The sequence below is a fragment of the Pseudomonas sp. NFACC08-1 genome (assembly GCF_900106735.1).
Classification (GTDB): domain Bacteria; phylum Pseudomonadota; class Gammaproteobacteria; order Pseudomonadales; family Pseudomonadaceae; genus Aquipseudomonas; species Aquipseudomonas fluorescens_Q.
Map to the genome: position 1 here is coordinate 95,197 of NZ_FNNL01000012.1, position 21,464 is coordinate 116,660.

The 21,464-nt window shown below is 58.7% G+C and carries 17 protein-coding genes; 12 read left to right on the forward strand and 5 right to left on the reverse strand.

All coding sequences use genetic code 11. The annotated features are described in order from the left end of the window. Positions 1 to 13 precede the first annotated feature (13 nt). Complete coding sequence (locus BLU76_RS22565) at positions 14 to 1,135, reverse strand: pyridoxal phosphate-dependent aminotransferase (RefSeq protein ID WP_092224552.1); 1,122 nt, start codon at positions 1,133 to 1,135, stop codon at positions 14 to 16. Between the two features lie 27 nt (positions 1,136 to 1,162). After that, the gene (locus tag BLU76_RS22570; RefSeq protein WP_238992595.1) at positions 1,163 to 1,807 is read right to left on the reverse strand and encodes an iron-containing redox enzyme family protein; all 645 of its coding nucleotides are present in this window, start codon (positions 1,805 to 1,807) and stop codon (positions 1,163 to 1,165) included. A gap of 366 nt (positions 1,808 to 2,173) precedes the next feature. On the opposite strand from BLU76_RS22570, the gene BLU76_RS22575 reads away from it, so the two are divergent. From BLU76_RS22575 to BLU76_RS22630, 12 genes are all read left to right on the forward strand, one after another. Then, positions 2,174 to 2,731 (forward strand): helix-turn-helix domain-containing protein, encoded by a 558-nt coding sequence (locus tag BLU76_RS22575; RefSeq protein ID WP_092224554.1) that lies wholly within the window; start codon positions 2,174 to 2,176, stop codon positions 2,729 to 2,731. A 313-nt stretch (positions 2,732 to 3,044) separates the two neighbouring features. Continuing rightward, the gene (locus tag BLU76_RS22580; protein ID WP_092224555.1) at positions 3,045 to 3,986 is read left to right on the forward strand and encodes a hypothetical protein; all 942 of its coding nucleotides are present in this window, start codon (positions 3,045 to 3,047) and stop codon (positions 3,984 to 3,986) included. A 29-nt stretch (positions 3,987 to 4,015) separates the two neighbouring features. Next, positions 4,016 to 4,411, forward strand: a complete 396-nt coding sequence (locus BLU76_RS22585; RefSeq protein WP_092143518.1) for a hypothetical protein — start codon at positions 4,016 to 4,018, stop codon at positions 4,409 to 4,411. A 22-nt stretch (positions 4,412 to 4,433) separates the two neighbouring features. Then, a complete protein-coding gene (locus tag BLU76_RS22590; RefSeq protein WP_092224557.1) occupies positions 4,434 to 5,756 on the forward strand; it encodes a hypothetical protein in 1,323 nt (440 codons plus the stop codon). Then, positions 5,756 to 6,820 carry a polyprenyl synthetase family protein gene (locus BLU76_RS22595; RefSeq protein ID WP_106215856.1) on the forward strand — a complete coding sequence of 355 codons (1,065 nt, stop codon included), beginning with the start codon at positions 5,756 to 5,758 and terminating at the stop codon, positions 6,818 to 6,820. The genes BLU76_RS22590 and BLU76_RS22595 overlap by 1 nt, the downstream gene beginning before the upstream one ends. 22 nt (positions 6,821 to 6,842) lie before the next feature. Continuing rightward, entirely contained in the window at positions 6,843 to 8,477 is a 1,635-nt protein-coding gene (locus tag BLU76_RS22600; protein ID WP_092143524.1) for a hypothetical protein, read from the forward strand. A gap of 9 nt (positions 8,478 to 8,486) precedes the next feature. Continuing rightward, on the forward strand, positions 8,487 to 9,197 hold the full coding sequence (locus BLU76_RS22605) for a hypothetical protein (protein ID WP_092143527.1): 711 nt from the start codon (positions 8,487 to 8,489) through the stop codon (positions 9,195 to 9,197). 20 nt (positions 9,198 to 9,217) lie between these two features. After that, the gene (locus tag BLU76_RS22610; protein WP_092143530.1) at positions 9,218 to 10,333 is read left to right on the forward strand and encodes a hypothetical protein; all 1,116 of its coding nucleotides are present in this window, start codon (positions 9,218 to 9,220) and stop codon (positions 10,331 to 10,333) included. Between the two features lie 71 nt (positions 10,334 to 10,404). Next, the gene (locus tag BLU76_RS22615) at positions 10,405 to 11,346 is read left to right on the forward strand and encodes an exonuclease/endonuclease/phosphatase family protein (RefSeq protein WP_092143533.1); all 942 of its coding nucleotides are present in this window, start codon (positions 10,405 to 10,407) and stop codon (positions 11,344 to 11,346) included. A 36-nt stretch (positions 11,347 to 11,382) separates the two neighbouring features. Further along, the gene (locus BLU76_RS22620; RefSeq protein ID WP_092143536.1) at positions 11,383 to 15,291 is read left to right on the forward strand and encodes a hypothetical protein; all 3,909 of its coding nucleotides are present in this window, start codon (positions 11,383 to 11,385) and stop codon (positions 15,289 to 15,291) included. 149 nt (positions 15,292 to 15,440) lie between these two features. Continuing rightward, positions 15,441 to 15,914: a (2Fe-2S)-binding protein gene (locus BLU76_RS22625; RefSeq protein ID WP_072345188.1), complete on the forward strand. Its 474-nt coding sequence runs from the start codon at positions 15,441 to 15,443 to the stop codon at positions 15,912 to 15,914. A 12-nt stretch (positions 15,915 to 15,926) separates the two neighbouring features. Then, on the forward strand, positions 15,927 to 18,164 hold the full coding sequence (locus BLU76_RS22630) for a xanthine dehydrogenase family protein molybdopterin-binding subunit (protein ID WP_072345186.1): 2,238 nt from the start codon (positions 15,927 to 15,929) through the stop codon (positions 18,162 to 18,164). A gap of 45 nt (positions 18,165 to 18,209) precedes the next feature. Here BLU76_RS22630 and BLU76_RS22635 read toward each other — a convergent pair whose 3' ends face one another. From BLU76_RS22635 to BLU76_RS22645, 3 genes are all read right to left on the reverse strand, one after another. After that, positions 18,210 to 19,118: an AraC family transcriptional regulator gene (locus tag BLU76_RS22635; RefSeq protein WP_072345184.1), complete on the reverse strand. Its 909-nt coding sequence runs from the start codon at positions 19,116 to 19,118 to the stop codon at positions 18,210 to 18,212. A gap of 241 nt (positions 19,119 to 19,359) precedes the next feature. Beyond that, the gene (locus BLU76_RS22640) at positions 19,360 to 20,106 is read right to left on the reverse strand and encodes a YkgJ family cysteine cluster protein (RefSeq protein ID WP_092224559.1); all 747 of its coding nucleotides are present in this window, start codon (positions 20,104 to 20,106) and stop codon (positions 19,360 to 19,362) included. A gap of 227 nt (positions 20,107 to 20,333) precedes the next feature. Next, a complete protein-coding gene (locus tag BLU76_RS22645) occupies positions 20,334 to 21,407 on the reverse strand; it encodes an alpha/beta fold hydrolase (protein ID WP_092224561.1) in 1,074 nt (357 codons plus the stop codon). Positions 21,408 to 21,464 lie beyond the last annotated feature (57 nt).

A 21,464-nucleotide genomic window follows, 5' to 3' on the forward strand; every position in this document is an offset into this window, starting at 1 on the left:
ATGCTGCTCCATTTCAAAAACCCTCCAGGCGGACACAGGCTTGATCAACAATGGGTTTGGCTACCGAGAAAGAAAACCGGACATAGGTGGGGCATGGCCCCTGGTAGAAAGGCGTCGCGGGCAATGGCATGACACCGCAACGAGCGGCCAGGTGTTGACTGAATTCAACGGGGGACAATAAAGGCGCCCGCCGTGAATAGTCGGCCATGATGTAATGGCCGCCCGCCGGTAACCGGACATCCAGCCTGGCAGCCCTCAGCGCACCTGCCAGGCGATCGCGTTTGTGCTTGTAGTGCTCACGCAAGCTATCCAGTCGCCCGACGGTCAACTCATCGAGCAAAACAGCAACGGCCGCCTGTATGGGGGTGGGTTGGCAATAGCTCAGGTAGAGGTGGTGGGCATAGGCTCGCTCCATGAAGGTTGCCTGCGCGCATAACCAGCCGATTCGCACGCCCGTCATGGACAACAACTTTGAAGCGCTGCCTGCCACCATCATGGGAATCTGCTGGCTGGGGTAGCGCGCCGGTGTGTCAGCGTCGTACTGATAGTGACGATAGGCTTCGTCGATAATCACCATGAAATCATGGTTTTTTGCCAGCGCCACCAGGTGCTGCCAATCATCAGCGGACATGCACCACCCTGTCGGGTTATGGGGCGTATTGAGCAGCAGTATGCGAACACCCGCGCGCAACTGCTGTTCGAGCAGTGCCCAATCGGGGCCGATCGACTCCCCTACCGACAACGGCACTGCAACAAACTCCAATCCCAGCAACGTGGCCATTCCTGGGTAATAGGGATAAAAAGGCTCAAAGAACGCGACCCGGCTGCCGTACTGTGTGGACGCTGCGTACAGGGCCAAGTACAAGGCCTCGGTACAGCCACTGGTCACCAGCACTTCGCTGTCGGGCGCATAGCCGGCACTGTGGGCCGCAATGCTTTCGCGCAAAATCATTTCGCCGCGTGGGTCGGCGTACTGCCAGCCCGCCCTGACCTGGCGGGCCAACGCCGCATTCATGGCATTGTCAAACAGGGGTTCAGGAAGCCCTTGCGAAAGGTTCAACGCTCCTGAGGATGCTGCATGTGCACTGGCCTCCCTGAAGGGCGCCACTCGACCAATCAATGTCAAATCATCCATGACTTCCCGCCCCCTTGTATTGATTGGTCAGGCGTGAGTGGCTATTCGGTTGAGTCCTTGCCAGAAACGGGTCAACAAGTTCAGTACATCGGCAGCGCCCTCCAGAATATTGTTGCCGTTGTCAGTGTCCCGGGCCGCCTCCATGACCGCGTCACTGATCCATTGCACATGATCGGTTTCTACCAGCATGTGCAGATAGAAATAGGTGAAGTCTTCGTGTTTCCACCCGCTGTAGAGGCGGAAGCCTTCGTACAGGTTGGCGATCATCGGAAAGCCGAACTCTTCGATAACGTAATGAGCACCAATGGCATGCTCTGTCGAACCCTCGAGGAAAATTCGACGCAGGCCATCGACCAACTCACTGGCTTCGGGAATATATTCAACCTTCTTCCAGTCATCCAACGTGATGCCAACGCCGGCAAGTACACGCTCGAACATGATGAAGTGTGCCTCGCCTACCCCATCGCCCAGCTCGGACACGACCGTGCGCGCCAGCTTCATCCGAATCACTTCGCTGTCGGTGCGGTGCGAGGTACCCGCCAGGATCTGGGGGAACGTACGAATGTAATAAAAGTACTGCTGGAACACTTTCTTCAGCGTTGCCTTGGGCAGCGGTGCCTGTCGAAAGGTTTTATAGAACGCATTGGTGTTGATCCCCGAAGCCGTGATCATTCCTTTAATCGAATGAATGATTTGCTCACCCGTGAGACAGCCTTGTTCCATTTGCTGAGCCGGCATAGATCCCCCCAAATACGATAAGGTAGCTTGGATGGCCGCGACGGAATGTCGCTGCGCGTTTCAGATAGTAAACAAGCAATTCACGCAAACAAATTGATACTTTTAATCGAAGGCGTTCCGAACAATAGATTTATTTTTAAACATGAAAATCGTGATATTAACTCCATTTAGAATCAATTGATTATGGGTTTGTAATATTTTATCGCACAAAAATAGAGCATTATCTTTTTTTTGCACCAGCAAGATGCATGTCGGGCGCTAAGCTCAAATTAAATCACCCCGATTTGGAAGTCTTCTATAGTGAACAATCAACCCATTGACATCGCATTCACCATCAAAGCCGAGCGAGCCGCCCGGGAATGGTCCATCGGCGAGCTCGCCCAGCTATCCGGCGTATCGAAGGCAATGATCAGCAAAATTGAAAACGCACAGGTCAGCCCGACGTCGACGATCCTGGGCCGGTTGTCGGGAGCTTTCGGCTTGCCCCTCTCCACCCTGTTGCATCGAGCCGAGGGACGCTCGGGACTTCTGTCAAGGGCGGCGGAGCAACCGCGTTGGGTAGACCCGGAAACTGGCTACGCGCGCCAGCAAGTCTCCCCGCGGGAGGGCTGGCCACTGGAGCTCATCAGTGTGCAACTGCCTCCGGGCGTGCGTATCAGCTACCCGGCCACGGCCTATGCGTTTCTTCATCAGCAGGTGTGGGCCACGCAAGGCACGCTGACGTTTACCAAGGGCACCACCACCTACATCCTGGAGCAAGGCGACTGCTTGCAATTGGGGCTGCCTGAAGAAGCCTGCACGTTCGAAAACGCCACAGCGCAAGTGTGCGAATACGTCATAGCCCTGATTCGCAAGTAGCAACCGCCCCATCGGTGCCCGCCTGCACACCGACCGCACTATCCAGACGTTCATCCAGGCCGGCGAGCGCACGGCATTCGCGCAATATGCTTATGTAGACCGGGAGGTGAATCGTCGCGCAAGAAGCCGGAGTGTCCCGCTACGGTTTCTTGCGAAATGGGCGGGTGCCAGAGGTATCGATAAGCGCTGGCATTTCTTATATCTGGCCGAACCGACGCCTCTTAAACAAATTTTAAGAAAAAAGGTGGACTTTTAAAAACCTGCTACATTCGAGTGTGAGATGGATTCTCACAGACATCAGGAAGGTACAGGGATGACCAATTTCGACGCTGCCGCAGGCATCAGCGTGACGGAGCTCAACACCTTGTTGGGCGAGTATTACCAGAACGCCCCCAGCACTAATGACCCATTCAAGGGCAGCCTGCCCAAAACCCTGCCAGACCTCGGAGCAGTGACGCTGACTTGGGATGTCGGTGCTGCGCCTAGCCTTGCTTTCGGTCCTCCCTCCCCGGCTATCTGGAATGCCGCGCTTGCGCCGAACGGCGAAACCAATGGTTCCCAGAGCATCCCTTTGCCCAGTTTGCCAATGGTCCAACTCACCTTGCCGATGCTGACGGCCAGCTACACGCTGGGTACTGCGCCCGCGGTAGGCGGTACCGCCCCGAGCGTAGTGGTCTACGCCACGCTCACCTTTACGCCGGGAACACTGGCACTCGACTTGGTGGCAGTGTCATTGGACGAGAGCAAATTCTCCGCGTGGGACATAGCCATATTCAACCTGATGCTGTTGCCGCAGATATTCACCTCTGCTAATCAGATGCTGGCCCTCGTGCACCTGCCCAACCTCGATTGGAACGGGGTGACACTCAACCCTGTACAGCTGCAACTCACTGCAAGCTATTTGCTCGGTGCGACGACGCTGACCACCAACACCAATGCGCTGGATATCGACGGAGTAACCTGGCCCACCGATCCGGTATTCGTGATCGCCAGCAATACGCTGATCAACACGGCAATGGCTGTTTTCTTGAAGCCTTACCAGGGGTATCCGTTCTCCGACAGCGGCGACTTCAAGAAACTGGCCGATTGGAGCTACAACGGCTCGATCTCCTCGCTCTCGGCCACAGTCAAGCAGGTGGCCCCCTTGACCATCAATGCCCAGTTGAGCGCTTCGCTCAACGCGCAGGCCACCCTCACTGCGGCAGGCATGGCCCTGGCGGCGGCAGGTTGTGCCCTCGGTGCGGCCCTGCTGTAACCCTCAAATTCCTTGCCGGAGCAACGCCCATGTCGAGCATGTTTGATTACGATGTTTCCATCAGTCCTTCGCCCGCCGAAATCGATCTGACCGTGGCAGTCGATGGCGTCGCTATCAGCGCGACGATAACGTCGGTACCGTCGCTGACGTTTAAATTGACGCCGACAGGAAACCTGGTCCAGAAGATTCTGTCCGCGGTTGCCTATCCCATTGCGACCCTCATCGCCGCAGAGGTCAAGGACAAACCCAAGGACGCGTTGCAAGGCAAAGTCGAGTCCATCGGCTCAGTGCCCAACTACGATACCAATGGTATCCGCATCGCCCCCAGCGCTCTGACCTTGGGTAGCGTCAACATCGGCGATAGCCCGATGTTGAAAATCGTCGCGACGCTGGCGATCACCAATCTCCCCTCTACCAGCGTCTGATCTGCCTACGAGAGCGCATCGCATGCCTACTATCGACGACTTCCTGCCGAAATTGACGGCTGCCTCCGGCACAGCTTCCTTGGCCGCTACCCTGCCCCAACAATTTTCGGTATCGGCTTGTGGCCCCTATCCGTTGGCCAGCCACGTGGACATTCCCAGCAATTCCAACGGTGGCGAATTACTGCTGGCATTGAACGACATCTCGGTGTCGCCGGTGAAGTTGCTGTCCATCGTTCCCGACCGTGACGCCAGTCGGATCGTGGTGAATCTCGCGCCGATGCAACTAAGCGGAACCTATGACTTGTTCGGCCTGGAAAGTGCGAAGGTGCAATTGGATACCGGTGGATTGATGGCGCCGCTGGCAAGCTTTGCCGTGGGTGCGAGTACTGTTGATGATACCGATCCACCGACTATCACCGAGAAACAGTATGACCAGCTGCAGCAAGCCAACGATCAGCGTACCCAGTTGAATCAGACTGCAAACGGCCGCTCCCTGCTGGATATGTTCAACCAACACAACGACGCCTACAACGCTGTCTTCACTACCAATGCACGTTTGCGCAAGCTCTGGATAGGCGATGGCGCCACCGAGCAGATGTCCGACTATACGTCCCAGGCGTTGGATACACCGGGCATGCCGGTCAATCCAGCGATCACGGACAAGTCCTTTGGTACGACGTCGCAGTCCTACAATGAGAACGCGTTAGCGCAACAACTCAATCTCTACGGCGCCTGTTATCACCCCTACCCCGAGGCCGCGACGGCCGCGCTGACTTTTCAGACGCAAGTTGCCAACGCCACCCAAAACACCCAGCAGAATGTGGTGCCTATGACCGCCCAGGCTGTCTATAGCGCTGTCGATAAAGCCTCGCCTGCGAATCAGGCAAACTTCCTGTTGCAGACCCAGGGCCTGGAAAGCGCGTTGTCACGGATCCTCGAAAATAGCCATGACGATACCGACCTGGATCTATGCGCCCAGCACGGTTTCATCATGGACGCCGAGACTCAGGCGCGTGTGCAGTCCATCTATGCCGAATCATTGCGTCTGCACGACCCCAAGCGCCGCTTGCCCCTGCATAGCGGACCCTTCTCCAGTTCGCTCGCGCAAAGCCGCTTCGTCTTCGCCCTCAGCGAGCAGCCCGATGGCGCGCTGACGCTCAAACTGCAACGCAGCAATTTGAGCGTGCCGGCTCTAGACCTTGACAGCGCGCAGTGGCAGGGCCAGGCCGGTGAGGTCGGTCGCTCGCGCCTGGGCAGCGCCAACTTCATCCGAGGCATCCTCGAAGACCGCATTGCCAGCCAACTGACTCGCGTACTGCGAATGCTCGCCAGCCAGGAGGCATGATGTCGGCAAGCGACTCCATTGCTGTAGTCATCGCGCAACAGCCGACAGCATCGTCGGCATCAGTGTACGCGCGCATCAGTGAAGAACTGCTGGCCGAAGACCTCGTGCGTTTCCGGCAGGAAGTGGAGCTGGCGTTGGAACCGCAGGCGCCCTACCTCACCGACGTGGAACGGCAGATGTTTGCCGGCGGTAAAAAGATACGCCCCTTGGTCATGCTCCTGTCGGCGCGGCTCATCGCGCAGAATGGGCCTCTGCCCGACAAGGTCTACAAAGGCGCGGCATCGCTGGAGATGCTGCATGTGGCCACCTTGATCCACGACGACATCGTCGATGAGGCTCAGCTGCGACGCGGACTGCCATCGGTGTCGGCGGCTCGCGGCAGCAAGACCGCGCTGCTGATCGGCGATCTGCAATTCGTACAGGCGCTTCGCGGGTTCGCCACCGCCGTGGATACCGAGCGCGACATGACCTTGGTGCGGTTGGTGTTGGATACCGCGTTCGATATCTGCCGAGGCGAGTTGGACGAATTGGACCGGACCTTGCCCGAGGATCACGATGCACGCCTGGCGCGCTATTACCAGACCATCGACCGCAAGACCGCAGTCTTGTTTCGGTTGGCCTGCCAGGGGGGTATCGATCTGGCCGGTGGGCGTAGCCGTGATGCCCGCCGCGGTGGCTTCTTCGGGCGCGCCTTGGGTCGTGCGTTCCAGATCATGGACGACGTGCTCGATGTGGTGGAGTACGAAAGTTCGGCGGGCAAGCAGTCAGGTATCGACCTGTTACTGGGTCGACTGTCGCTGCCGCTGATCTATGCGATGGAGACGCTCGGCCCGACACATGCAATCAGCCAATCGCTGCGCGAAGGCACGCCATTGACGGGGCATCGTTTGGGCGATGCATTGGACGACTTGCGTGATTGTGGCTGTATCGACAAGGCCTACGCGGCTGCCCGGCGCGAAGCCTTGCAGGCGCTGTTCTATCTCGAGCCATTTCCTCCAGGCCGCTATCGCGACGCACTGGAGGAACTGGCACTACACGTCGTTGACCGCCCATTGAACGGCTGACCCTGCACCTGACGGAGCACCCATGAGCACCTTGATGAGTTTTTTTCTCGACACGCTGCAACCGTGCCTCAACGACCCGGACAATGCAAAGCTATGGCTGCCCAAGCAACTGGCGGAGATGCAAGGGGGGGATGGAAATCCGGTGCTGCCGGTGCATGCCGACGAGCAGGATCTGGGCTATCTGACCGGCGACAATGGCAACTATATCGCCCAGCGGTTCGCCAACGTATGGTCACTGATGAACGACGAAGACGCCGTGCCCGATCCCCAAAAACCGTATCCGTACCTGAGTCTGTCTGCAGTCCTGGTGGACGGTTTGCAAAACATCTTCGTTAATCCGTCGTCCTCCACACTCACGGGCCAAGGCTACTCCATCACCCTGCCATTGCTGTTCAATTACTATAACGGCCCCTCGGGGCAGACACATTTGCCGCCGCTGACGATGTCTGGCAACTATCGCATCGACCAGTCGCTCCTGATCGGGGACGCTCCCGACACCTCGACCACTGACATCATCGGCACCGGTGCGTTCACTGTCGCGTTCAGTGAATGCATGTTGAACGCGCAGGTCAGCGTGACCATCGAAGGCAGCGCCGCAACCCGTTCCCTGGCCATCGGGGTGAGCGACCTGAAAATCACCAACGTCAAGGGCGGTTCCATCACGCTGAACTTCACGCAACTCACGCTGGATGGCGACCTGACGGGCAAAGATGAGCTGATTGAGTTGATCAGGCAGGCGCTCAGCGCTTCCCAAGGCCAGGCAGCCATGGTCGGCGCGTTAAGCAGCATGTTGAATTTGCCCTCCAACCTGCAAAGCGTCAACGACATGCTCGGCACACAGGCCGAGAACCTCATGTCCAGTGTGTTCGGCCCCCTCCCTGCCCAAGGCCTGCCCAATGACGACAGTGGCCAGGACGCGGCCTCGCCCGTGGACCTGTTCCTGTTCGATCGCACACGCGTGGCGCTGAACGAAGCGAACAGTAACTGGTATCTCCCGTGGCAACTCGCGTGCTCGTCGGATCCGGTGCTGGAGCCTTATTCCAATCCTCAGATCGACATACCCGATCAGACGTATGGGGGGCTGAAGTACACCAACATCCAGTTGACCAAACTGACGCTTTCGGGCGGTTCCAACGCTCAGGCACCGCTGTCGGCGGTTAAGCTCAGCACTCCGCGGATTGCCGCCACGCTCAATTTCGGCGCTCTGGCAGAGGGGCCGGTACGGCAGCTCGACCGCCCGGGCCCGACGGTCAGCCTGCCCGTTCCACCGGCACCGCCGCTCACCGTGAACGCCGGGTTCTCGCTGACCCAGCAGGGCCTCAAGCCAGTCCTACTGCAGGGCACCCTGACCGCGACTGTGGTCAACCTGCAAAGCTCGCTGACGATCACCCCATCAGGCGCCGATGTGAATGCCTTGACGCTCACGATCAGCGATATCAGCGCAAGCCTGGACAGTGCCCAGATAGATGTGTCGGTGACGCTGACGCCTCACGATGTCTCACTGGAGCAGATCATCGGCCGCTTGTTCCAGAAACCCGAAGTCCAGTCACAGATCGCCAAAGCGCTGAACAATGCGCTCAGCGCCCAGGCGCCGCAGCTATCGGAAGAGTTCAGCCAGATCGCGCGTAAAGCCATCCTCAACCAACTCAACAGTTAGGAGAACATCATGTCCGACAGTCAACTCGTCCAATTGCTGGAAAACATGCTATTGACGCCCACCTCCGACTTCTACCTGTCCTCGATTCTCTACAACCCAGACGGTAGCGCCCTGGACCCACTGACCATCGCCGAAGTGGACCTGGGCTCATTCACGATCGAAAAGATTCCGATCGACATCGTTATCAAGAAACTGCATATCCTCGGACTGAGCAACAGCCAGGTGAAGCTCGACAATGGAACCGACCCCGAGATCGTCGTCGACGGCAGCACCGTGACCTTCCATGGCAAACAGCCCAATACACAGGATGGGTACCAACGCCCCCCCGCCGTACCCAACCAGATCCAGGCCAATGGCGAATTGCACGTCAACCTGAACCACGTCGACATGCCACCGGGTACTTTCAGCCTGACCATCAACCACGTCGATGACCTGACCGGGGTCTTCAGTGCTACCGAGGCGGTGGATGGACAGCTCGATACCGCAGTCGTCAACTTCAGCGCGTTGTCGGTCAATCCGGTCGTCGGCAATGGCAACATAACGATCGATATCGATCTGGCGACCGTCTTTAAAGCCACCATCAACCAACTGCTCAATGAGGACGCCAACCAGACGAAGCTCATCGCCGCGCTCAACGGCCAGCTCTCCAACCCCAATCTGCTCGCCAGCCTGTCGCAGGTCGCCACCACGGAAGCCCGCAAGGCCTTGGCCACTATCTGATTGAAAAAGGAGTTTCGACCATGTCCACCGATTTCATCGCGGGCCTTTCGCAATCGTTATTGAACAACGCCAGTGAATCCATTTTTCCCACCATCGCGCCCAAGCTGAGCGACACCGCAAACATCCCCGACGCGAACGCGAGTTTGACCTGGAGCGTATCTGCACCACCGACATTCAGTTTGGCCGCCAGCGGTAGCGGTCAAACTTTCATGGTCAGCATGCCGGTGGAGCTGTCCGTGACCGTGGCCGGCGGGGACCCCACCAGCAGCACAGTCGGTGCCAATGCCAGTGCACGGGCCACAGTAGATGGCAACGGTGTGGTGCGTCTATCAGTGACCGATATCAACTTTGTCACCGATGATCCGTTTGTGAACGAAATCCTGGACGCCTTGAAGAGTGATATCGCCAGCCGGGTGAACAGCCTGATATCCGCCATCGCCATACCGCTGGGGCCCGTCAACGGTATCACCTTTGCCGGATACGCCCTGTTGATCGATGGCGGCAACGCCTATGCGGCCGGCGGATTGTTCTCGCCGGTGGCGATCAGCCAAAAGCAACCGCCATCCAATGGCGGCTTCAACCTGGTACTCACCGAGCCGCTGATCCAACAGGTCGTCGCCAATCTGTGGTGGAGCACAGTACAGAAGACCTATTCGGCCAGCGGTGCCGTCGTGCATCTCAACAGTTACAGCGCTTCGGTCAACAACGGTAACCTGACGCTGACGCTCAACTTGAGCGGTAGCTACAGCTTGGGCCCGGCAGACTGGGATATATCAATCAGCCCAGTCACCGCGACGCTGCAGGTGATGGTGGATGCGCAACGTAACATCCGTATAAACGGCGGCAGTGTTTCTCGCCCATCGGTCAACATCACGCCCTCCAATTTCTGGGCGTGGATGGCAACGTTGGGCGGTGGTGTGATCTCCTCCATTACCCTGGCGATCCTCAACGATGTGGTAGGAGGTCAGATCCAGGAAACGATCCAAGGCCAGTTGGCCCAGACCCTGCTGCAAATTCCGGATCTGAGCGGCAATTTCGAAGGTTTCACTCTGCAGGTGACGCCTGAGAACCTGAACATCACAGGCGTGGGCAATCAGGTCCTGCTGACAGGTACCGCCAGCGTCACCGCCAGCTGAACGATATCCCGGCGGAACCAGCATTGACACCGCCGGGATACCGAAATCGCCTTCACATGGAGTGAACGTCCATGCCGGAAATTGCCGATTACATGTCATGGAATATTGAAAGCCTGTCCTCGAAGAAATGCGCCAAGGACGTCTTTCGCAACGTCAACGTCGCGGCCTGGATCGCCGTGCTGATCGACGAGATGCAGGCCAACGTCATCGGCGTCATGGAAGTGACGCTCGGCACGGGTGAGCAAGCGGTGCAAGTGCTGGTCCAGGCCATCAATGATCGCAAGAAGCTTGTAGGCTCAGGCAGCAAGTGGAAATACGAGGTGTCGCAGCGAAATATTGAAGTCGCCCATACGTTCGCCCGGCGCGCCGACAAGTACGCGTTGCTTTGGGACGATGCAAACGTCAGCGTCAGCAACATGGCCGTCGCCACCAGCACCAAGGTGATTTTCGCTGACCGTAATCCATTGTTCTGGAACATGCAGGCCAGAACCGCAGGCAAGCCCAAGGAACTCAACTGCCTGCTCTGGCATGCCCCCCAACCCAAGTATCACAAGAAAGATGCGACCATCCAGTTGCTGGCAAATCTCAGCGAAGAGATCGAGATCAACACGGGCAACACGGCCTTTTTGATCTCTGGCGACTTCAACTACAACACAGCCAATGCCGCTACCTATGCGCCTCTGACCAGCCTGAAGTTCTCCGGTATATTCGACGGCGAAAAAACTACCCTTACCTCGTTGAAATCGTTCGTCAATGACATCGCCAATCGCCAGAAAATGATCCAGAAAGGCGATGTTGACGACGCCTTTTTGGCAAGCGCCTACGACAACATATTCATCCGTGGCATCACCTCCAATTGGGAACTCAAGGTCTGCGTTCCCAACGTCGTCCTCCAGGAAATCATGGACAGCTTCACCTTCATGATCGTCACCCGCATGCAGCTGCAACTGGCAATGAAGAATGCCAAGATCATCAGCGACCACATGCCTATCGTCATGACTCTCGAAGAATAACCCCAGCGAACTTCGCTCTCTGATGAAGAAATGGCCATGGATATCCAAACGCTTCGCGAGAACCTCAAGATTGGGCTGGACGGGACGACAACCATCGTTGCCAGTACGGTGACCACCGCAAAATTCGCCGACTTTTACGGGCGCATTTTCGACCATCAACCGTTGACCATTTCCAATGCGAGCATCGGTCCCGACGACGCCGGCAATACAGTGCAGCGCGTCGGCACCGCCTCGCTTTTTCGCCAAGTGGCTAACGCTCCCGTAACAGCCACGTTTGTGCTCGACCCGCAAAGCGGCGACGTCACTGTCCAGTTGATGTTCACTTTGATTGGCACAGGACGAAACTGGAAATTTTCCGACAGTTTCCCGGATCTGCCCGTCAGCTTCGACTTCAGTTCCAGTGTCACCGCTCCCCAGACGTCGGCGCTGGACGATCTCACGCTGACCTCGGCATGGTTCTATGCACTGACCGATGCCACCGTCGTTGATATCGACTTGGGCTCCACCAAGACGCCAGTGTCGCTGGACGCAGGGCTCGGTTTCGCCGGCATCGTTGAGCTTAGAGGCGTACTGCTGGCGCTGGAACATCTGCTGGACGTCAACGACCGTTTCGCGATCGGCGGAAACATCGTCGAACCGTCCGTGCAGGTGTCGCCGTTGCGCGAGATCGTTAACAATTTCCCATGGAAAGAGCAAAACTCGCCGCCGGGCATCAGTCTGTTCGTGGACCTGGGACTCGACGTTTCCATTTCCGAAAAGCTTGCGCTTACCCAGACGATCTTCTCGGTCTACAGTCCTTTGAGTGCGAAATGGTGGATGGCCAACCCCAGCTATGAGCCATTCATGGCGATCAGTGGTGCGCTGACGATACCCAGTGCCGGCCTGACCGTTGAGCTGTCATCGAAGATTCCCAAGGGCACTCGCAAGCTGGTGATCACCGGAGAATTCAGCGGTTTCACCCTGAGCAATCTGGCGGACCTGCTGGACCTGGCAGGCACCTCGACGCTAATCGACTACCTGCCGGGGCCACTGCAAGACGCCCTGCATGATGCCGGCAAGCTGCAGTTGCTGGACGCGGCGATCGCGCTGACGGGGTCGGGCACCGGCCTTAGCGTCGACTATGTCTACCTGACCGTTGGTATCCCGGACGCTCAATGGAAACTGCTGGGCGATGAGTTTCTGCTCGAATCCATATCCGTTGAGTTCCATGTCACCCTGCCTTTTATCAAGCCTGCACCGGGTGCTTCGATAAATGCGTTGTTCCTGATCGGTAATGCCGCCCAAGTAAACGTTAGCGCCGGCTATCCTGATTTCTTCATTGCCGGCGAACTGGAGGACGCGGTTACGCTACCGCTGCAGGCGCTGGTCACGCGATACCTGCCTTCGATCCAGCCACCGGCCGATCTGACGATCGACATGCTGTCGGTCAACATCGATACCCAGGCCGGCTACAACTTTTACACCGAAATGGCCGACTCCCCAGGGTGGGTCATTCCACTGGGCCCGCACAACCTGGCCATCGAGGACATTCAATTCGGCTTGTCAAAAGGGCTCGGGGCGAACGCTAAGACCTCGGCTCAGTTTGCCGGCGGGCTGGTCTTCGACGACAACCTGACGCTGGCCATGTCTTACGATCCCACTCAGGGGCTAGCGTTGCGGGGTGCCCTGCCCCAAGTCACGTTGAACGGGCTGATCGGCTGGTTATGCAACGCCAAGGATGTACTGCCCAGTGGGCTTGGCGACTTGACGTTTACCGACTCGACGTTATTGATCACCAAGAACCAGGATCAATTCAAGCTTTCGTTCGGAACCCAGGTTGCCAACGCCGGCTCGCTGGCCTTCGAACTCCTGGACCAACAAGGCACCTGGGGCTTTGCTCTGGGCCTGGACTTGTCCCTGTGCAAGCTGTCGGCGCTGCCAGGACTTGCTTCCATCCAGGCGTTCCTGGATATCTTTCCCATTGCCGGCGAGCAGGTGGTGATCGTTTCCACGCTGAAGAAGTCGGATTTCACCTTTCCGGCTTTGGACCTATTTCAAAATCCGCAGATCAAGTCAAAACAGATCACTATTCCGGCCTGGTCAGGTGGACTGCAGGAAGGCTTCTACTTTTACGCGCAGACCCAATTGAAGCAAAACAGGATCCTGCAAAACCTGGCCAGGATGCTGTCCATTTCGCCAGACACTAACCTGAATGCGGGGATATTCATTGGCACCGATGCCGGCACCCAGGCACGGCTTTTCGCAAATATCAGCACGGTGATCAATCGTTCGGTAACGCTCAGCGGGGCCTTGGGCGTTCAGATACAGGCCGAACAGGTTGAGTTCTATCTGACCGCCACCGCTCGCGCCACCCTCGAGTCGCAACCGGTGCGCTTCGATGTCAGCTTGGCAGTCGTGGAAAACGGCGCATTCGTATCGGGCGACATGGTGGTTGAAAACGATAACGGCACCCTCGACTTCTCGGTATTCAAGCTCAAGAGCTTGGCGTTCGAGCTTGGCATTTCCTTCGAAGGCGAACCTTCGATCGGATTTGCCGCCGAACTGGATATAGCCGACATCGATAGCGCCTTGGCGGTGTTCATCGACACCGTGCAACCTAGCCAGTCAATGGTTGCCGGCGCTGTCAGCGACCTCAGCCTGGCCAAGGTCTTTGACGAGTTGACCGGTGCTACTGCCTCGGACTTGCCCGGTTTCCTGCGCGATGTACTCACCCAGATAGCGGTGGGTCGATTGCACAGCTTCGACAGCGACTGGCAGACCTACCACGATGCCCTGAACCATTACGACCTGGCTAAAATTCGTGAGATGTTCGCCGCCGGTGGCGTTGACCTGCCCGCCGATAGTGGCCAGATCCAGTTGATTGTGAACACACCGGACCAGATTTGGTACCTGCTCGATCTTTCCACGATGTACCACTACGAAATGCAGCGTAACGGGGGGCAGATCTCGGTGTCCCTGGAAGCCCAACTGTACGTCGTGCCTCAGCCAGTCAGCATCGCCACATTGACGTTCCCACAGGGCTTCCACATTTTTGCCGATATCCAGTTTCTGTGGATCCGAGAACAGATCAAGGTCGAGGTCATGCCGCAAAAAGGCATCGCCTTCAATGTCGAAATGGCGCCAATCGTCATCGGCAATGACAAGCTGTTCAAGCTCACGGGTGCCCAGGGCTCGAGCGGCCCTAGTGTGCTGCTGTGCACCTTCTCGGACGCCACTAACCCGCAACCGTCCTATCGAACGCCCGCATTCATGATCTCCGGTGAAGCTTATCTACTGGGTATCGGCCCGCAAATCGATATCGATATTCGAGCTGACCATTGTCACTTTGAACTCAAGGACACCACCCTCGGTGGTTCGACCTTCAACCTACAGGCCGATATCGACGGTATCGATTCAATCAACGCACAAGGTTCGGCCAGCGTCGGCATTAACGAGTCCATCGATCTTGGGCCACTCGGCACGCTGAGCATCGACGACACCATCAATGCCGACCTGGCCTTCGGCACCACAGGCCAGGGAATATTTGCCAACGCCTCGTTCAGCTTCACCTTGGCCAGCAGCACGCATGACATCGCCAGCTTCGACCTGGATGTCGACATCGGTCCTCTGGAAAATCTCCCAGGCATCCTGCTGGAGAAGATCAAACAGTTCTTTGTCGGATTGTTCCAAGACGCGAAGAAATGGTTGGAATACGTCTATCAGGGCATCCTGAAGGGCATTGAAGGGATCGAGCAAATCGGCAAGATCCTCAGAGACACCTTCAAACTTGCGTGGAAGCAGGCCGCCATCTTCCTCCAGGCTGTGGGCTATGCGGCCGAGGACGTGGAGAAGATGTTGATTGCAGTCTTCGACAAAACCGTCGAAGAAGCGCAGGAAATCGTCGACTTCCTGTACAACAGCATCAAGAATTGCGCGATGAAGAGCGGCTTGCTGGCCGTTGCATGAGAAATGCTACCGAAGGCCATTGGTAGCTCTTTCATGGCGCTCCAGTCAATTTGCAAGATTAGGCAATCATCCGCCCGGATCGTGCAATCGCTCCCAAACATAGCTTTCTATAGTTAACCAGAGCCAAACCATCCGGAGCTGGTACCCCTATGAGCGCCCTCAACATCAATGGCCGTGAATACACGGTCGACGTAGACCCAAGCACCCCGATTCTTTGGACCTTGCGCGACACGCTGGGCATGACCGGCACCAAGTTCGGCTGCGGCGCGGCGTTGTGTGGCGCTTGCACCGTGCACCTGGATGGCCAGGCCATTCGTTCCTGCGTGACGCCCATTGCCGCCGCCGAAGGCAAGAAAATCACCACCATCGAAGCGGCAACCAACGGCAGCGATCCGGTCGGTAGCGCCGTGCACGATGCATGGGTCAAGCATGATGTGGCGCAATGTGGCTACTGCCAGAGCGGCCAGATCATGAGCGCGACCGCTTTCCTCAAGGCCCAACCCAAGGGCAAGCAGCCCACGGCCGCCGAGATCGACTCGGCCATGGCCGGCAACATCTGCCGCTGTGGCACCTACGCCCGTATCCGCGCCGCGGTGGCTGATGCCGCCAAAGCCCTTGCCTGATCGGAGCAGACCATGTTGAACGAGATCTTCCCGAACGAGCGCCCTCGCGCCTTGCAACTCCTGCTTGAACGCGACGAGGCTGACAGCCCCGCTACGCTGCCGCGCCGCAGTTTTCTCAAGATCGTCGGCATCGGCGGGCTGGCCTTGGGGGCGTTTCCACACCTGGCCCTGGCGCAAGAGACCAGTGGCGCCGCTGTGCCACTCAAACCGAGCCAGCAACCCACGGCATTCGTGCAAATCGCGCCCAGCGGCGAAGTGACGGTGACCATCAACCGCCTGGAGTTCGGCCAAGGCGTGCAGACCGGCTTGCCGATGATTCTTGCCGAAGAACTCGATGCCGACTGGAGCCTGGTACGCAGTCGCAACGGCAACAGTGACGCCGCCTACATGGACCCGAATTTCGGCATTCACCTGACCGGCGGTTCCAACTCGATCAAGAACAGCTACACCCAGTACCGCGAACTCGGCGCCCGTGCCCGCGCCATGTTGCTGAGTGCCGCCGCCGCGCGCTGGAACGTGGACGTGGCGAGCCTGAGCACCCAGGCCGGCACGGTCCTCGGCCCGGCAGGCCGTAAAGCCAGCTACGGCGAACTGGCCGAAGCCGCGATGGCGATGCCGGTGCCCGAGCAGATCACGCTCAAGGATCCCAAGGATTTCCGCATCATCGGCCAGGCCACGACACGCATCGACGCCAAGGCCAAGAGCAGCGGCCAGCAGGATTTTGGCATCGACATGCATCTGCCGGGGCAGCTCACCGCTGTTGTCGCCCGCCCTCCGGTGTTCGGCGCCAAAATCGCCTCCCTGGATGACAGCGCGGCACGTGCCACGAAAGGGGTAAAAGCCGTGTTGCGCGTACCACTGGACGGCGGTGCCGAAGGTGTTGCGGTGGTCGCCGACAGTTACTGGCAGGCAAAGCTGGCACGCGATGCGCTGAAGGTGGAGTGGGATGCGAGCGCTGTAGAAAAAGTGGACAGTGAGAAACAATTGGCTCAATACCGGGAACTGGCCAACCAGCCCGGCCCACTGCACTTTGATGCCGACATGACGCCACTTGCTGGCGCGCCGCATCAACTGGACGCCGAGTTCGTGTTTCCCTACCTCGCCCATGCTCCGATGGAGCCCCTCAATTGCACCGTGCAGCTCGCCGGGGATGGCGCTCAACTGTGGGTCGGTACGCAGTTCCCCGGCGGTGACGGTGCCGCGGCCGCCAAGGTGCTTGGTCTCAAGCCAGAGCAGATCCAGGTGAACGTGCAGACCGCCGGCGGTGGTTTTGGCCGGCGCGGCGTGCCCACCAACGATTTCGTCGTACTGGCTTGCGAGGTCGCCAAGGCCGCGCGCACCGCCGGGGTCAACGCCCCTATCCGCACCCTTTGGAGCCGGGAGGACGACATCAAGGGCGGTTACTATCGGCCCATGCACCTGCACCATGCGCGCATCGGTTTTGACGACAGCGGCAAGGTGCTCGCCTGGGACCACGCCCTGGTGGGCCAATCGATCATCACCGGCACCGTGTTTGGCGGGCGAGTGAAAAACGGCATCGACCCGACCGCCACGGAAGGCCTGCGTGATCCGTATCCGCTGCCCATGCGGCTGACGGTTCATCACCCCAAGCTCAACGTTCCCGTGCTGTGGTGGCGCAGCGTGGGCTCCACCCATACGGCGTTTGTGATGGAAACGCTGATCGACGAGATCGCCCGCACGACCAAGCAGGATCCAGTGGCCTACCGGATGAAGCTGTTTGGCGACCAGAGCCCACGCCATCGCGAGGCGCTGCAATTGGCCGTGGACAAGAGTGAGTATGGCAAGCGCCAGTTGCCGGCGGGCCATGCCTGGGGCGTGGCGGTCCACGAGTCGTTCAGCTCGGTGGTGGCCTACGTCGTCGAAGCCTCGGTGCAGGACGGTCGTCCGGTGCTGCATAACGTGACGGCCGGTGTGCACTGCAACCTGGCGGTCAACCCTCGCAGTGTCGAGGCCCAGGTCCAAGGCGCGGCGCTGATGGGATTGTCGATGTGCCTGCCAGGTGGCGCGATCACGCTGAAAGATGGCGTGGTGCAACAAAGCAATTTTGCTGACTTCAGCGTGCCGCGCATTACCGACATGCCGACATTTGCCGTCCACATCGTGCCCAGCGCCGAGCCTCCTACGGGGATGGGTGAACCCGGCCTGCCGGCACTGGCCCCCGCTTTTGCCAACGCGGTGGCGAGCCTCACGGGTAAACCGTTGCGTGAGTTACCTTTCAAATTGGCGTGACAGGCTGTGAGGCTGTCTGGCCGCAACGCCAGACAAGCCTCACGATCACAAGCGAATGCGCTTGATATCCCGCTGCGGTGGCGCGCCGAACAGGCGGCTGTATTCACGGCTGAACTGCGAGGCACTTTCATAGCCAACCAAGCCCCCTGCACTGCTCGCATCGACATTCTGGCTCAACATCAACTGCCGAGCGGCTTGTAGCCGCAGCTGCTTCTGGTATTGCAACGGACTCATTCCGGTCACGGTGCGAAAATGCTGGCGAAACGTGGATGGACTCATGTGCGCTTGTGCCGCCAGATCGTCCATACGCAACGCCTGGCGAAAATTCAGTTTCAGCCAGGCAACCGTCTTGGCGATGTGCTGGCTGGGTGACCCGGCAGCGATCACATGCAGCAACTGTGGCGCGTGGGCACCGCTCAACAGGCGCGCGATGATCTCTTCCTTGATCAGCGGAGCGACTGTCTCAAGCAGCGACGGTTCCTCCAGCAGGTCTATCAAGCGTCGCAGGGCGTCCAGCACCCTGGTATCCAGCGCTTGTACGGTAACCGGTCGAAACGCGTCGTCCCTCATGCGTTGTGACAACTGCATGCGCTCGGCCACTTGCATCACCATCGTGCTGTCGAATCTCAGCATCATGCCCAGGAACGGCTTGGCGACGCTGGCTTGGGAGATGTGGGAAATGACCGGCAGATCCACGCAGGTCACCATCGACTGGCCCGGCGCGTAAGTCAGTATCTCGTCCCCGAGCATGGCTTGCTTGCGGCCCTGCAAGGTCACGCCGAGACCCAGGCCATAGATGCAGTGCGTCGGCGCGGTGATCGCGTTGCGCCGATGCAGGCTCAAGCCGGCAATGGCGGTGATCTGGTCGCCCTCGCTGGGCACAAGCTGGCTGACCGAACCGGCCAGGCGACTGATGTCGCTGACGCCCTGGTCGCAGTTGAAGTCGGTGTGCACATTTCACTCCTTGGAAACATCGGACCCACGGCTTGGTGATGCGAACACTGTTCGCCATCACCGTAAGTCGTTGATCAATATGGACGCAGTATGCTGGGTCGGCGGTTCGAGTCGCTTGCCTGATTGACGCAATTTCTTACTCGATTTAACGATCCCTAGCTCGCATCAGTCACCTCGGGCCAGAAATGACAATATGATTCAGGAGTTTTGGGGGGCACAAAGTGATGGTTGGGCTGGGTGCCTAAAGATTCTGGAAGATGTAGCCGGTTGACCGTTGATCATCCAGCGCGACACCCACTTGCAGCAGGCGTTGGGCCAGGGCCGGCGTTTCGACCCGCACTTTCCAATCCAGGCCTGTCGGTGCCACGGGGGCGCGATCGTAGCGAATGATCGCTTCAGTCAACTGCGCCCGATCAGGCAAGTACACCGCCAACGCGTTGCCCTTCCAGGCGGCGACGTTCATGCCCATCGCTTCACACAGCGCAATCTTGGCCTGGGCATCGTCCCTGTCCGCCTGGCGGGAGCGTTCGATCTGATCGGCCAGGATCGGATCGACAATGCGGTCGCTGAACAAGACCTCGCCCGTCTCCCAGACCTCAGGCGGACAGACCTTGTCGGCAGGACGCAAGGCAATGAGCGGATTGATTTCCATCGGATAGATTCGACAGACCAGCGGCCGCTCTTCATAGATGCCGCAACGACCATCGTCGCCGAGATTGCGGCACTGCGTCAGCGCATTGCCCGCCAGTACCGCAACGACTCGAATCTGGGCATCGCCACTGGTGACGGCCACGGCCCGTTGGGCGCTGTGGGCGAATTGCCTAGGCTCGGAAGGCCAGGTTGACTCATCGAACGCCTCCAGTATGACCGCCACCTCATGTCCGCGGTGTAGCCACTGCCTTGCCTCATCCAACGTCAGTGGAATCAGCCGCCCCTTGCAGCAGATGCCGCAGCCGTTGCAGGCAAAGCGGATCGTGTTGTTTTCCATATCAAGCACTCGCACACGTGTTTTCGATGGCCTACAGAAGTCCCCGCCACTCGGATACAGCTGTGGCAGGGCCTCAGGGCCGCGAGAGTATGTGGAGCGAAACGCCTATCCGGTTGCCGGATTCGCCGGCATGTTTGCCTGATCCAAGGTGATTTCAGGTATCAGCCTTTGGGAGGCGAACCCGTTGTTTCGGGTTCCCCTTCACTTCAGATGCCGGGAACGCGGCTTCACTGGAGGTGATCGGCGTCGATCACGGCCTGGGCGAACGCCCGCGGTGCTTCTTGCGGCAAGTTGTGGCCGACACCGCCATCGATCAGGCGATGTTCGTATTGGCCAGTGAAACGCTTGGCATAGGCTTCGGCGGGCGGATGAGGAGCGCCATTGGCATCACCCTCCAAGGTGATGGTCGGCACGCTGATCGACGGGAACGTCGCCAGTTTCTTTTCCAGGGCATCGTATTTGGCCTCGCCCTTGACCAGGCCCAGGCGCCAGCGATAGTTGAAGATTGAAACGGCGACATGATCGGGGTTCTGCAAAGCGGCGGCACTGCGCTCATACGTTGCGTCATCGAAGTTCCACTTGGGCGACGCCAGTTTCCAGATCAGTTTGGCGAAGTCGTGGGTGTTTTTCTCGTAACCGAGGCGGCCGCGCTCGGTCGCAAAGTAGAACTGATACCACCACTGCAGTTCGGCGGCCGGTGGTAGCGGTGTCTTGCCGGCCTCCTGGCTGCCGATCAGGTAGCCACTCACCGCCACCAGCGCCTTCACCCGCTCCGGCCAAAGGGCCGCGACAATGTCGGCGGTGCGTGCGCCCCAGTCATAACCGCCGAGCACGGCCTGCTTGATCCTCAGCGCGTCCATGAAATCAATCAGATCGCTTGCCAGTGCAGAAGGCTGGCCGTTGCGCAGGGTCTTGGCCGACAGGAAGCGCGTGTCGCCATAACCACGGGCGTACGGAATCAGCACGCGATAGCCCTTCTCTGACAGCGCTGGCGCCACATCCGCGTAGCTGTGAATGTCATAGGGCCAACCATGCAGCAGGATGACCACCGGCCCATCGGCGGGACCGACCTCGGCATAGGAAACGTCCAACAGGCCAGCCTTGACGTGCTTCAGCGGGCCGAACGAGGTGTGACTGCCCGGTGTAATGGCGCCGATGGTGCTGGCAGGTATATCGGCGGCGTTAGCCTGCGACGAAGCGAAGCCCAAGGCGCCCAATTGCATCATCGCGAACACCAGAAGGGCTGGGGTGAACAAGCGACCATGGCGCGCTGCGGATGGGTGGTTCAGAGTCGTGTCCATGTGAATCTCTCTTACGAATGGCGGGTGAGCGGCTCCCGGTTCTGAGCCGCCAGGAAA